The sequence below is a fragment of the Streptomyces sp. UC4497 genome (assembly GCF_054871485.1).
Map to the genome: position 1 here is coordinate 29,145 of NZ_JBTYHB010000003.1, position 13,524 is coordinate 42,668.

The 13,524-nt window shown below is 70.9% G+C and carries 12 protein-coding genes and 1 pseudogene; 5 read left to right on the forward strand and 8 right to left on the reverse strand.

Going from position 1 to position 13,524, the window contains the following annotated elements; all coding sequences use genetic code 11:
- Positions 1–17: 17 nt before the first annotated feature.
- The 5 genes from ACYSUO_RS05205 (at position 18) to ACYSUO_RS05225 (ending at position 5,218) form a co-directional block, all read left to right on the forward strand.
- Complete coding sequence (locus ACYSUO_RS05205; protein WP_461774792.1) at positions 18–509, forward strand: hypothetical protein; 492 nt, start codon at positions 18–20, stop codon at positions 507–509.
- Positions 506–1,087 (forward strand): hypothetical protein, encoded by a 582-nt coding sequence (locus ACYSUO_RS05210; protein WP_461774793.1) that lies wholly within the window; start codon positions 506–508, stop codon positions 1,085–1,087. Before ACYSUO_RS05205 ends, ACYSUO_RS05210 begins: the two co-directional genes overlap by 4 nt.
- Complete coding sequence (locus ACYSUO_RS05215) at positions 1,087–3,093, forward strand: putative T7SS-secreted protein (RefSeq protein ID WP_461774794.1); 2,007 nt, start codon at positions 1,087–1,089, stop codon at positions 3,091–3,093. The genes ACYSUO_RS05210 and ACYSUO_RS05215 overlap by 1 nt, the downstream gene beginning before the upstream one ends.
- Before the next feature lie 197 nt (positions 3,094–3,290).
- Positions 3,291–4,148 (forward strand): hypothetical protein, encoded by an 858-nt coding sequence (locus ACYSUO_RS05220; RefSeq protein ID WP_461774795.1) that lies wholly within the window; start codon positions 3,291–3,293, stop codon positions 4,146–4,148.
- 41 nt (positions 4,149–4,189) lie between these two features.
- A complete protein-coding gene (locus ACYSUO_RS05225) occupies positions 4,190–5,218 on the forward strand; it encodes an ADP-ribosylglycohydrolase family protein (protein ID WP_461774796.1) in 1,029 nt (342 codons plus the stop codon).
- Positions 5,219–5,262: 44 nt separating this feature from the next.
- Here the strand turns inward: ACYSUO_RS05225 and ACYSUO_RS05230 are convergent, their stop codons facing one another.
- The 8 genes and pseudogenes from ACYSUO_RS05230 to ACYSUO_RS05265 all read right to left on the reverse strand — a co-directional run bounded on the left by ACYSUO_RS05230 (position 5,263) and on the right by ACYSUO_RS05265 (position 13,496).
- On the reverse strand, positions 5,263–6,033 hold the full coding sequence (locus tag ACYSUO_RS05230) for a FadR/GntR family transcriptional regulator (protein ID WP_461774797.1): 771 nt from the start codon (positions 6,031–6,033) through the stop codon (positions 5,263–5,265).
- 4 nt (positions 6,034–6,037) lie between these two features.
- Positions 6,038–7,072 carry a D-erythronate dehydrogenase gene (denD, locus tag ACYSUO_RS05235; protein ID WP_461774798.1) on the reverse strand — a complete coding sequence of 345 codons (1,035 nt, stop codon included), beginning with the start codon at positions 7,070–7,072 and terminating at the stop codon, positions 6,038–6,040.
- On the reverse strand, positions 7,069–7,866 hold the full coding sequence (gene otnI, locus ACYSUO_RS05240) for a 2-oxo-tetronate isomerase (protein ID WP_461774799.1): 798 nt from the start codon (positions 7,864–7,866) through the stop codon (positions 7,069–7,071). The genes denD and otnI overlap by 4 nt, the downstream gene beginning before the upstream one ends.
- 29 nt (positions 7,867–7,895) lie before the next feature.
- A complete protein-coding gene (locus ACYSUO_RS05245; RefSeq protein WP_461774800.1) occupies positions 7,896–9,203 on the reverse strand; it encodes an MFS transporter in 1,308 nt (435 codons plus the stop codon).
- A gap of 53 nt (positions 9,204–9,256) precedes the next feature.
- Complete coding sequence (locus tag ACYSUO_RS05250; RefSeq protein WP_461774801.1) at positions 9,257–9,931, reverse strand: class II aldolase/adducin family protein; 675 nt, start codon at positions 9,929–9,931, stop codon at positions 9,257–9,259.
- Positions 9,928–11,211, reverse strand: a complete 1,284-nt coding sequence (gene otnK / locus ACYSUO_RS05255; protein WP_461774802.1) for a 3-oxo-tetronate kinase — start codon at positions 11,209–11,211, stop codon at positions 9,928–9,930. The genes ACYSUO_RS05250 and otnK overlap by 4 nt, the downstream gene beginning before the upstream one ends.
- Position 11,212: 1 nt before the next feature.
- Positions 11,213–12,172, reverse strand: a pseudogene (gene ltnD / locus ACYSUO_RS05260) (L-threonate dehydrogenase); the annotation flags it as partial.
- A 163-nt stretch (positions 12,173–12,335) separates the two neighbouring features.
- Positions 12,336–13,496 carry a sialidase family protein gene (locus tag ACYSUO_RS05265; RefSeq protein ID WP_461774803.1) on the reverse strand — a complete coding sequence of 387 codons (1,161 nt, stop codon included), beginning with the start codon at positions 13,494–13,496 and terminating at the stop codon, positions 12,336–12,338.
- Positions 13,497–13,524: the final 28 nt, after the last annotated feature.

Consider the following 13,524-nt stretch of genomic DNA (forward strand, 5'->3'; position numbering starts at 1 on the left):
CGGGGAGGAAGCAACGCATGATGCACGCGCAACCGGGGCCCAGCCATGCCCAGATGGCCGCGGGTGACGTCGGGCGGGCCGAATTGGCGGCCGAGATACGGGACTTCTACGCGGAGCGTGGGGATCGGGACGCGCTGCTCGCGGCGTTCCGTGAGGCGGCGGTCATCGTGCCGATGGCTGGGCCGCGCTCGCTGTGGAACGGCTCGGTGCAAGGCACACGGTGGCTGTACGCCTTCACCTCGCAGGGCGAGTTGGAGCGGTTCGTGCACGCCAAGGGCGCGCACGACGACGCGGATCTCGCCGCGCAGCACGGCCGGATCAGCTTCGTGACCGTGCTCGGCTTCCGGCTTCTGGACGACGTCCTGCCCGACTTCGTACGCGAGGTGAGGGAGCCGGCGGGCATCGCGGTCGACGTGGTCGGCGCGTATCCGATGCTGCTGCCGCCCACGTCCGGCATCGTCCCGGACGCGATCGCCGTCGACACCCTCGCGCAGGGGGCGATGGCATGAGCGGCGGCGGTTACGGGGTCGACCCCGACCTGCTCAAGCAGGCGGCCAAGGGCATCAACCAGGTCATCGACGAGCTGCAGTCGCTCGGCGGGCTGCACGCGGTCGGGGACGGCGCCGTGGGGCGCGGCTTCGAGGACATCTCGCTGAGCAAGCTGCAGGTCGGGGACGCGGGCCTGGCCGCCGCGCTGACGACCTTCGGCGAGCGGTGGGCCTGGGGCGTGCGCGAACTCGTACAAGAGGGCAATGACGTCGCCGACAAGCTGGATCTGTCCGCCGGCACGTACCACGACATGGAGGAGTACGGGGAGGGCATCGTCAAGGACGCCGTCATGGCGCAGTACGGGGCCCCGACGGTCACCGGCGAGCAGGCGAGCAAGATGTCGTGGGGCGAGATCGGGGACGGCATCCAGGAGACCGTCCGGCCCGACGCGTCGCCGGACGCGCTCCATTCGGCCACCGACGACATGCGTCGGCAGTGGTCGAGCGCCATGAAGGACTCCGCCACCAGCGGCGTCAGGGGCGCGAGCATCGACCTGCTCGAATCCGCCTACGGTGCGGGCCGCGGCGGTGACGGCTGATGGGCGTCACCGACTGGGTCTCCGACAAGGTCGGGGCCGTGAAGGACACGGTCGTCGAGGGCACGAAGGACGGCCTCGAATGGGCCGGCGACAAGCTGGGCATGGACGTGTCCGAGCGCGAACTCGACGAGACGGTCGAGCCGGGCGAGCTCGTCCACGGTTCGCCCGGCGATCTGCGCGAGGCCGCCGACCACCTGGCCGAGTTCGCGAAGGCCTTCGAGTCGACCGGGCAGGCGCTGCGGAAGATCGCCACCGGGGAGTGGAGCGGCGCGGCGGGCGACGCGTTCCGCGAGAAGTTCGACGCGCACCCCAAGCGGTGGCTGACCGCGGCCGACGCCTGCCACGACGCCGCGACCGCACTGCACGCGTACGCCGACACCGTCGAGTGGGCGCGGGGGCAGGCGGCCGTGGCCGTCCGGACCTGGCGCGCCGCCGAGCAGCGCTCCGAGCACGCGCGGGCCGCGTACGAGCGCGAGCAGCAGGCGGTGTGGGACTACAAGGTGGCCGGGTCGTTCGGCGCCGAACAGGGGCCCGCGCCCAAGGACCCCGGAGCCTTCCACGACCCAGGGGAGTCGGGGCGGCAGGAGGCCCGCGAGATCCTCAACGAGGCGCGGAGCCAGCGCACTTCGGCGGCCGCCACCGCGAAGGCCAAGGTCGTCGAGGCGTCCAAGGGCGCCCCCGACGCACCGGGAGTGGGGACCCAACTCCTGTCTGCGGTCGGGGACTACACGAAGTCCGGCATCGTCAGCACCGAGCACCTGCTGGGCGGCTTCATCAAGGGCGGCTCGGACACCGTACGGTTGATCAACACGGTGCAGCCGATCACGCCGTACAACCTGACGCACCCGATGCAGTACCTCTCCAACGTGAGCGGGCTGACCGCGGGGCTGGTCAAGAGCACCAACCACCCCGTCGACCTGGTGAAGGGCCTGGCCGGCTCCGGCTGGTCCAAGGACCCGGTGGAGGCGACGGGTACGTTCCTCTTCGATGCCGCGACCGACGTCGCCACGGGCGGCGCGGCGACAGGGGCGTCGGCGGCGCGGCGTGGCTTGACCGCGGTGGCGCGCGACGGAGCCGAGGAGGCCACGGAGGCGGCGGCTCGGGGCGCGGGGCGGCATGCGGCGGAGGACTTCGCCGAATCGGCCGGTGAGTCGGGCGCCAAGCACACGACCGACCCGTGGGAAGCCGCCCCATCCGAAGCCACTCCCACCCCCACCGCCTCCAACCCGTCGGGCCTGCCGGACGGCTGGACCAAGGAGCCGCCGCCCTCCGCCGGCCCGGCGGACGACCTCGGGTCACCCGCGGACCATCAAGCCGCCGACGCTAGCGAACGCCCCAACTGGGGCGAAACGGACACGGCGGGCCCCGACACAACGGCACCGGACACACCCCACACGGGTTCCCCCGACGGAACCACCGCCGGTGACGCATCCCACGGGAGACCCGATCGAGTCCTCGATGGGGCACGTGACTTCGACGAGGCCCAGGGAATCGCATACGGCAAGTCGAATTGGGGAGGGTTCGTCGACTCGTTGCCCGCCCATGAGCGGGACGCCCTGGTCGATTACTCGGGCAACAGCTATGTGCCCATCAACCAGTTCCTCCGAGGGAAGGCCATGGGGACCGAGCAGGTCAGCAGCTGGATCAACGACATGGACTCGGCGATGTCCAGGTCCGCTCTGCCCGAAGATCTGGTCGTCCACCGTGGTACGGGCGTTGACCATTGGCTCGAGGAGTTCAAGGTGGACAACGTCGAGGAGCTGACAGGTAAAGTTATCGACGAAAAGGGCTACATGTCCGCTTCGCTGGGCCCCGCGGCTTTTGGTAACAAGCCCGCGATCCTTCACCTCCGTGCCCCCGAAGGTACAGAGGGAATCTGGGTCGACGGAATCTCGCAGAACGCGGGCGAACGAGAGCTGCTTCTCGGCCGTGGGAAGGAGTTCCACGTCACGTCGGTCGTGGAGAAGGGCGGGCAGCACCATATCTATGGGGAGATTTTGAAGTGAACAGGAATCCGGATCCAGGAAACGGGCACAGGGTGGCCGGCGGCCCATTGTCCGAGGACCTGCATCCCACCCTCGTGTACAGCCCGCCGGACTATGAGACGCTGTGCTCCGGCCCCGTGAAGTACGTACTCCTGGGCAACCCATTGGGTGTTATCGGCTGCCTGTGGGCCTCGGACGCGGAAGGTGCCGCAGGGGTCATGTCCATCAGGGAGCAGGGAGATCCGGCCTCCAACTCGAAGACCTATTGGATCTTGCGCAGAAGAGACGCCTACTCCCGCGGTCTCTCCCCCACCGAATACCTCGTGCACGCCCAAGAGGCCGGTCTCGGCGCGTGGCCGTACCCGGGACGCGTCATTCCCGGCAGCGAAGGGGAGGCCGAGAGTAAGGACGTCCTGCGGCAGCAGCTCGCCACGCCGGGCGGCGTGCCCGTGAACCGACGTACTCTCTTCTCGCACCACTTCCCGGTCTTCCGCCGCGGCCAGGGCTTCACCGTGGACGTCACCGACGAGATGCGGAAGACCGCCGAACTTGCCAAGCCGGACGCCGGCGAGCGGACGTGGTTCGTGGTCGACCAGGCGTTCCCGCTCTACGACAAGAGCAAGATCCCGGTTGAGGGACTTGTCGGGAGGTGGCAGATCCTCCCCGACGGCTCCCTCACCGAGTTCGAGGCCAACCCCCAGTGGCAGCCCTCACCGGCCGGCATGGGATTCCGGTACCCGGAGAACGACCTTGAGAACAAGTTCATGCTCCTCAAGGCCGGCCGCCTCACCGCGGCCGACTTCCTGAAGGTGCTGCGCCGGTCCGAGGTGCGCTGCCCGCTCCCGGACGGCGACCGCCCTCGCGTCGTTGACTACAAGAATGCCCGGCACCGTGGGGTCCTCGAGGTCGCGACGAGCGACCAGTACGTTCCCAGCGACTGGCCGCGCACCGGCACGGGCACGGTGGAGCAGCTACTCGGCCAGGAGCCCACGGCACAGTGGTTGTCGATCAACCGAGGCTTTCGGCCCAGCGTCATGATCCCCGTGTCCGACATCTCCATGGGCGTCTTCGGCTGATCCAAGCGACGAAAACACAACGAAAGAGACCAAGCACCACCATGCGCCTCACCAACAAACGCCCCGCCACCGGCGCCCTCATCGGTTCCGCCCTCGGTGACGCCATGGGGCAGCCCACCGAGTTCCTCGCCGTCGAGCGCATCGAGGCCGAGTACGGGCCGTGGCGCGGGATGCGGTTTCCCGTGCGGCACGACGGCGTCGCGCTCGTCACGGATGACACCGAGATGACGCTCGCGGTGGCGCGTGCCCTGCGTGACGTTCAGGAGGCCGGTGGGCTGAGTCGGCCCGAGCCGGTGACCAGCGCGCTCATCGAGCGCTTCGCCGCCTGGCTCGACCACCCGGGCATCGCGCCCGGCAACACCTGTATGACGGCGTGCCGCGCCCTGCGCAAGGGCACCCCGTGGGCACAGGCGACGATCGCCGGCTCCAAGGGCTGCGGCGCCAACATGCGCGTCGCACCCGTCGCACTGGTCCCCGGCCCGGCGCCCCACCACCGCGCTCTGCTCGCCCAGTTGCAGAGCGCCCTCACCCACGGCCACCCCACCGCCCTCGCCGCCAGCGACCTGACCGCGTACGCGATCCGGCTCCTCGCCCACGGCACGGCGCCCGCCCTCCTGCCCGAGCTGCTGCTCTCGTACGCCCGCGCCTCGGTCCTCACACCGCCGCCCGGCTGGGGCCAGTGGCTCGGTGACCTCGCACCCCAGGGGGCGGCCTACGTCGACGGGGGCTGGCAGGAATGCATCAGCGTCCTCGAACGCCTGGCCGCTGCCACCGCGCCCGGCGGTGTCGACCCGGAGGCCGATCCGTGCCTGGCCACGGGCGCGGGCTGGATCGCCGAAGAGGCCCTGGCCACCGGCCTGCTGTGCTTCCTGCTCTTCCCCGACGACCCGGTCACGGCGGTCCGCCGCGCCGCGTGCACATCCGGCGACTCCGACTCGATCGCCGCGCTCACGGGTGCCTTCGCGGGTGCCCACCACGGGATCGCGGCCTGGCCCCCGGAGTGGATCTCCCAGGTGGAACACAGCACGGAGCTGCTGGCGCTGGGCGGAGCGTGGGACGAGGGGGCCTGACCGGCCCTACGCGAAACCGGCGGAACGGCGCCTACGTGCTCGGCTCAGGCCCCCGCGTCCAGGTCGAGGTCGACGTCCACGTCCAGGGCCTCCGCCTCGTCCCAGAATTCCGGGTCCGCCTTCTGGAGGCGGGTGGCGGCGTGTTTCATGTGGCGGCGGGCCGCCGCGCGGGCGGCCTTGGGGTCGGCGGATTCGATGGCCGTGAGGATCGCCTGGTGTTCGTGGCGGACCGCCTCGAAGAAGTCGTCGCGGCGGGCCTCGTTGGCGCGGGTGACGCGGATGCCGCCGCGGGAGACCTCGCCGAGGTAGTGGACCGTCGAGACCAGGATCGGGTTGCCCGTCGATTCGGCGATGGAGCGGTGGAAGGCGAGGTCCTCGTCCGTGCCGTCGCCGCCCGCTGCGACCGCCGTGTCGATCGCGGCCAGCGCCGCGCGCATCCGCACGATGTCGGCGGGCTTCGCGCGGGTCGCCGCGAGATGGGCGGCCTCGGCCTCCATCGCGCGGCGGACCTCGACGATCTGGAGGACCTTCGCCAGCGTGCCCGGTGACTCGGTGTCGCCCTCCAGGTCCAGGGGACGGGTGCGGCGGGGCAGCACGAAGACGCCCCTGCCCTGGCGGGGTTCCACCAGTCCCGCGTTGCGAAGGCGTGAGACCGCCTCGCGGATCACCGTGCGGCTGACGCCGAGCTGCTTGACGAGCTCCACCTCGGTCGGCAGCTTGTCGCCCGCCGTGAGCCGCCCCGATTCGATCTCCTCGGTGAGCATCGCGGCGACGCGATCGGCGAGCCGCACGGGCCCGTCCACCTTGTTGAACATGGCGTCAGTCTATCGACGTGGCCGCGGACACCTCGGCCGTGACCGCGTCCGGGTGGTCGGCGACGTACTGGCGGATCACCGAGGCGAAGTCCGGGTCGGGGGAGAGGCCCAGCGCTGCCGCGCGGGTGTTGTCGAAGGAGGCCGGCCAGGAGCCGACGATCGACTCGATGGAGGAGTCCGGTGACACCGTCACCAGGTCGGCGACCGTGTCGCCTGCCACCTCGCGGAGCGTGTGGAGGATGTCGGAGACCGTGACCGTGAGGGCGGGGAGGTTCACCGGGATGTTGCCGGTCAACTGGCCTTCCTGTGCGCCGCGTTCGGCTTGCGCCACGCGCAGGATGCCCTCCACCGTGCGGCGCGGGGAGGCCAGCGCCACCTGGGTGTCCGGGCTCACCGGGCACGTCGCCGGGAGGCCCGCGAGGGGTTCGCGGACCACGCCGGACAGGAAGCCGGAGGCCGCCGCGTTCGGCTTGCCGGGGCGTACCGACACTGTCATCAGGCGCGTCACGCGGCCGTCCACGTATCCGCGGCGCGTGTACTCGGCGACCAGCTGCTCGCAGATCCGCTTCTGCACGCCATAGCTGGACTGCGGCGTCGGCAGCGTCGACTCACTGACCACGGGTGGGAGGGGGAGCGCCGCGTCCGAGCCGTAGACCGCCACGCTGCTGGCCAGGACGAGGCGTACGGTCGGGCCGCCCGCCTCCGACTGGGCGCGGGCCGCCTGGAGGAGGGCGCGGGTCGTGTCCAGGTTGGCGGTCATGCCGAGGTCGAAGTCCGCCTCGCACTCCGCCGACACCGCCGCCGCGAGGTGGATGACCACGTCGACAGGCTCAGCGAACAACTCCGCGAGCCGGTCCGTGAGGTCGCCCCGCACCACGTCCACCAGCGGGTCCGCCTTGAGCGGCGACTCGTCCGGGACGAACTTGTCCGCGAGGGTGAGGCGGTCGATGGGCAGGCCGTCGAACGTGCGCCGCTCCAGCAGGGCCTCGGCGACCTGGCGACCCAGGAAGCCGAAACCGCCCGTGATGACGATCCTCATGCGTGCTGCTCTCCTTGGATGTTCTTCAGCCAGCCGAGCCCCTCGCTCGTGCCGGCCTTGGGGACGTACTCGCAGCCGATCCAGCCGTCGAAGCCCAACTCGTCCACACAGGACATGAGGTGACGGAGGTTCAGCTCGCCCGCATCGGGCTCGTGGCGGTCGGGGACGCCCGCGATCTGCAGATGGCCCACGCGGCCCGTCGGCAGGTCGCGGCGGAGGGTGGCGGTGAGGTCGCCCTCGACGATCTGGCAGTGGTACAGGTCGAGTTGGACCTTGAGGTTGGCCGCGCCGATCTCCCGTACGACCGCGTGGGCGTCCGCCTGGTGGTTCAGGAAGTAGCCCGGCATGTCACGGGTGTTGATCGGCTCGATCAGGATGTCGACCCCCGCCGGCGCCGCCTGTTCGGCCGCGTACGCCAGGTTGCTCAGGTACGTGTCCCGGCACTCGGCGCGCGAGACACCTTCGGGCACGAGGCCCGCCATCATGTGCACGCGCGGGCTGCCGAGCGCGGCCGCGTAGTGCAGGGCCTTGTCGATGCCCTCGCGAACCTCCGACTCGCGGCCGGGCAGCGCCGCGATGCCGCGTTCGCCGCAGTCCCAGTCGCCGGGCGGGGCGTTGAACAGGACCTGGCTCAGGCCGTGTTCGTCGAGGCGGGCGCGGAGCTCCCCGGTCCCGTACGCGTACGGGAAGAGGTACTCGACGGCCTCGAAGCCGTCCGCCGAGGCCGCGGCGAAGCGGTCCAGGAAGTCGTACTCGGGATACAGCATGGAAAGGTTCGCCGCGAACCTCGGCATGGTGACTCCTATCGAGAGAGGTGGGTGCGTCAGCGGTTGACGACGCTCTTCTTCGTCGTCAGGACGGCCGCCGCACCGATGACGAGCGACAGCGCCAGAACGTACATCGGGATCGCCGTGGAACCGGTCGCGTCCTTCAGCGCGCCGATCATGTACGGGCTGACGAAGCCGGCGAGGTTGCCGACCGAGTTGATCGCCGCGAGGCCCGCCGCGGCCGCCGTGCCACCGAGGAACGCGGTCGGCAGCGACCAGAACAGCGGGGCGCAGGTCAGGACGCCGGCCGCCGCGATCGACAGGGAGATGAGGGCCAGCGGGGTCGAACCCGTGAAGCTCGCCGCCATCGAGAAGCCGACGGCGCCCATCAGGGACGGGATCACCAGGTGCCAGCGGCGCTCGCGGCGCTTGTCGGCGGAGAACCCGAAGAGGTTCATGGCGATCAGCGCGGCCAGGTACGGAACCGCGCTCAGGGCGCCGATCGCGAGGCCGCCCTCGACGCCGGTCGACTCCACGAACGTCGGCATCCAGAACGTCAGCGCGTACTGACCCATCACGAAGCAGAAGTAGATGAGGCACATCAGCCACACCTTGCCGTTGCGGAAGGCGTCGAGGGCGCGGCCGTGCACGGTATGGTGGGTGGCGTCGGCGGCGAGGGCCCGCTCGATGACCGACTTCTCGTCGTCGCTCAGCCACTTGGCGTCACGCACGCTGTTGTCGAGCCAGAACAGGCAGACCACGCCGATCACGAGGGCGGGGATCGCCTCGACGACGAACAGCCACTGCCAGCCGCTCCAGCCGGCCTTGTCGTCGAAGACGTCCATGATCCAGCCGGAGAGCGGGTTGCCGAAGATGCCCGCGACGGGGATCGCCGACATGAACATCGCGATGACACGGGCCCGGCGCTGGGACGGGAACCAGTACGTGCAGTAGAGGATCACGCCGGGGTAGAAGCCGGCCTCGGCGGCGCCGAGCAGGAAGCGGAGTACGTAGAACGTCGCCTCGCTGTTGACGAAGGCGAACGCCGCGGACACCAGACCCCAGCTGATCATGATGCGGGCGATCCAGGTGCGGGCGCCGACCTTCTGCATCAGCAGGTTCGAGGGGACCTCGAAGAAGAAGTAGCCGATGAAGAACAGGCCGGCTCCGAGACCGTAGGCCGCCTCGCTGAAGCCGAGGTCCGAGGACATCTGCAGCTTGGCGAAGCCCACGTTCACGCGGTCCAGGTAGGAGACCACGTAGCAGAGGATCAGGAAGGGGACGATGCGGCGGATCACCTTGCGGAACACGGCGTTCTCACGCGCGAGTTCAGGTGTGTCGGCCGTGGGGACGGTCGTGGACATGAGGGGCACTTCCTTGTGCGGCTCAGGTGGGGGAGGGGAGGGGCGAGCGGGTGTTACCAGGCCGCGCCGAACGTGTCTCTCAGCTCGGCGATGGCCTCGTCGGGGAGCGGTGCGGGCTTGCGGTCGGTCGTCAGCCAGAGGCGGGCCGTCTCCTCGAGTTCTTCGAGGACGGCGAGCGCGGAGGCGGCGTCCGGGCCCCAGACGACGGGGCCGAGGCGGTCGAGCAGGACCGCGCGGATCGGAGTGCCGTGCGCGGCACGGGAGTTGATCCGCTCGGTCACCAGATCGGCGACGCGCGGGTCGCCGGGCCGGTGGTACGGGATGTGTGGGACGTGTCCCACCTTCATCACGTAGTACGGGGTGATGGGCGGCAGCACATCGTCCTGGTGCCACACACCGGCGAGGGTGAGCGCGACCAGGTGGGTCGAGTGGGTGTGGATCACGAAGCGGGCCGTGGGGTCGGCCTCGTAGATCCGGCGGTGCAGGGTGAGGGTCTTGCTGGCGCGGTCGCCTGCGATCTGCCTGCCGTCGGCGTCGACGTGGGCGAGCCGGTCGGGGGAGAGGAAGCCGAGGGCCGCGTCGGTCGGGGTGATGAGGTGGCCCGCGCCCTCGCCTTCGCCGTCGTCGAGCTTGGCGCTGATGTTGCCGGCGCTGGCGTGGACGTAGCCGCGGGAGAAGAGGCTGGTGCCGACGCGGACGATCTCGGCGCGTGCGGTGTCGGGGGTCATGCCGTGACCTCGTTCAGGCGGGAGAAGGATGCGGTGAAGAAGTCCGGGCCGCCGAAGTTGCCCGACTTGAGGGTGATGTGGAGGGTGTCACCGTCGGCGAGGTGTGCCGCACACCACGGCACACCGGGATCGATCTGCGGGCCGATGCGCAGGGCGGTCAGGCCGAGGGCCTGGACGACGGCGCCGGAGGTCTCGCCGCCCGCGACGACGAGCTGCCGGACACCGCGTTCGACGAGCCCCTGGGCGACGCGCGCGAGCGTCCGCTCCACCAACTCCCCGGCCTCGGCGGCCCCGAGCCGCCCCTGCACATCGCGTACGGCGTCGGGGGACTCGGTCGAGTAGATGAGGATCGGCCCTTCGGACGACAGGTGGGTGTCGGCGAAGGCGAGCGCCTCGGCAGCCACGTCCTCGCCCGCCGCGATCCGCAGCGGATCCACGCTGAAGGCCGGCCGCCCGGTGTTCAGGAACGCGCGCACCTGACCGTTCGTGGCGGCGGACACCGACCCCGCGATGACGGCCGAGTGGCCGGAGGCGGCGGGGAGTTCGGCGGCCTCCGGGGACGGCTCGATGCCCCAGTTGGCGGGCAGCCCGATGGCGAGGCCCGAACCGGCGGTGACCAGCGGCAGGCCGGCGACCGCCGCCCCCAGGCGTACGAGGTCGTCGTTCGACACGGCGTCGACGATCGCGGCGCCGATGCCGTCCTTGCGCAGTTCCTCGATGCGCGCCGTGATGGCCTCGGGGCCCGCCGCGACGGCCTTGTGGTCGATGAGTCCGACCGGGCGCTCGGTCTGCGCGGCAAGCACGGACACCAGGTTGGAGTCGGTCATCGGGGTGAGCGGGTGGTGGCGCATGCCGCTCTCGCTGAGCAGCACGTCACCGACGAAGAGGTGTCCCTTGAAGATGGTGCGACCGTTGTCGGGGAAGGCGGGCGTCGCGACGGTGAAGTCGGTGCCGAGCGCGTCCATCAGGGCCTCGGTGACCGGGCCGATGTTGCCGGCCGGCGTCGAGTCGAAGGTGGAGCAGTACTTGAAGTAGATCTGCTCGGCGCCCGCGGAGCGCAGCCACTCCAGGGCGCGCAGCGACGAGTCGACGGCCTCGGCCGCCGGGACGGTCCGCGACTTGAGCGCGATGACGACGGCGTCGGCGTCCGCCGGGGGCTCGGTGGCCGCCGCCGGTACGTCGATCAGCTGGACGACGCGCATGCCCGCGCGCACGAGGTTGTTGGCGAGGTCGGTGGCGCCGGTGAAATCGTCGGCGATGCAGCCGAGGCGGATGGGCACGTCAGGCCTCCTGGTCCTGGGTGTGGGGCAGTTCGATGCCCGGTTCTGGCAGTTCGATGCCCGGGAAGATCTTGATGACCGCGCTGTCGTCCTCGCCGCCGAGGCCGGACGCGGAGGCCTGAAGGAACATCTGGTGGGCGGTCGCGGACAGCGGCAGCGGGAACTTCTCCGGCCGCGCGGAGTCGAGGACGAGGCCGAGGTCCTTGACGAAGATGTCGACGGCGGAGAGCGGTGTGTAGTCACCGGCCAGCACGTGGGCCATGCGGTTCTCGAACATCCACGAGTTGCCCGCGCTGTGGGTGATCACCTCGTACAGCGACTCGGCCGGCACGCCCGCCTTGATGCCGAGGGCCATGGCCTCCGCGGCGGCGGCGATGTGCACGCCCGCGAGCAGCTGATTCACGATCTTGACCTTGGAGCCGAGGCCCGCGGTGTCACCGAGCCGGTAGACCGTGGCGCTCATCGCGTCGAGCACGGGATCGGCGAGCGCGTACGCCTCCGGGGAGCCGGAGGTCATCATCGTCAGCTCGCCGGTCGCGGCGCGGGCGGCGCCGCCGGAGATGGGGGCGTCGAGGAAGTGGACGCCCAACTCGCCGAGCCTGGCCTCCAGTTGGGCGGAGAAGGTCGGGTCGACGGTGGAGCACATGACGTAGACGGAGCCGGGGCGCAGTCGGTGGGCCGCGCCGCCGTCGCCGAAGAGGACCGACTCGACCTGCGCCGAGTTGACCACGACACCGACGAGGACGTCGACGTCGGCCGCCAGGTCACCGGCCGTGTCGTACGCGGCGCCGCCCTCGCGGGCGAAGTCGGCGGCCACGTCGGCGCGCAGGTCGTGGACCGCCACGTGGAACCCGGCGGCGCGCAGGCTGCGCGCCATGCCGAGCCCCATGGCCCCGAGTCCGACGACGCCGACGCGGGTCGTGGGGGCGGTCGGGGCCGGGTGATCCTGGTCGTGCATGGATGTCTGTCCCTGTCTCTCGCCGTGGGCCGAGGGCCGTGGGTCGAGGCCCGTGGGGCCGTCGAACGCAGGTCATATGATGACCTGACGTCAACGCGGAGTACAGGGTGATGCCGATCACACCGGCGGGGTGTGGGTGCAGTGGCAGGGGCGGTGCCCCCGGCGGTCAGGCGTGCGGTGTGAGCTGGATGTGGCGGATCCCCTTGCGGTGGTGGGTGTACGCGATGTGCAGCGCGCCGTCGGCGGACTGGGCCACGGACGGGTAGGACAGCTCGCGGTTCAGGCCGTCGCGGGAGTTGTTGGTCATGCAGTGGCCGTCGCCCGTGACCAGGTCCGCGGCGCGCTGCCAGGTGCGGCCGGCGTCGGAGGAGAGGGCGAGGCTCAGCGGGGCGCGGGGGGCGCCCCAGAAGGCGGAACCGGCGGCCGGTGCCTCTGGTGCCTTGGCTTCGGTCAGGGCGCCCGACTCGTCGATCTCGTCGTACAGGGAGACACGACGGTCGGTGGCGTCGGCCGCGCTGCTGTGGTTGTAGACGAGCGCGAGGCGGCCGTCCGCCAGTGGCACGTACTGGACGGAGGAGTTGTTGTTGGGCAGGTCGAGTGGCTCGGGTTCCGTCCAGGTCAGGCCCTCGTCGTACGAGACCGAGCGGTGGACGTGGTCGGCGCGCCGGCTGCGGTAGAGGGCGAGCAGGGAGCCGTCCGGCAGGGCGTGGACGTTCATGTGCACCAGGCCGGTCGACGCCGGGACGGTGTGCTCGCGCCACGTCGTGCCGCCGTCGTCGGACACCACCACCGCGCTGGTGTCGTGCTCGCCGGTCCACGCCACCCCCTCGGGGGTCGTGCAGCGGAACACCGGGAGCAGGATCCGGCCGGTCGGCAGCACCACGGGAGGCTGCCGTACGAATATTCCGCCGGACTCCGCGCTGAAGAGTGTGCGCGGTGCCTCCCAACTCCCGCCTCGGTCACGGCTGGTGCGCAGGCGCACCTGCGCGGTGTCCTGGCGGCCGCCCTGCTGGGCGGTGTGCAGCAGCCACCACTCGCCGTTCGGCAGGACGGTCAGGATCGGGTTCTGCTCCGAGCGGTCGGGGTCGTCGGAGAGACGCTGCGGCTCGGACCACTCGGCGCCCCCCGCCGGGAGCCGGGAGAACCAGACGCAGATGTCGGCCATGCCTTCCTGCGTGCCGCCGAACCACACACAGCCGAGCTCGCCGTCCGGCAGCACGGTCAGGTTGGCGGCGTGGCTCTGCACGGTGGGCGTGGGCAGGGCGCGGTCGGTGCGGGTGTGGCCGGGCAGGGTGGGTGTCCCGGTGGTCGGCGTCGTGGGTGTCATGGGCGGCATGGTGTGTCTCCAGTGGGGT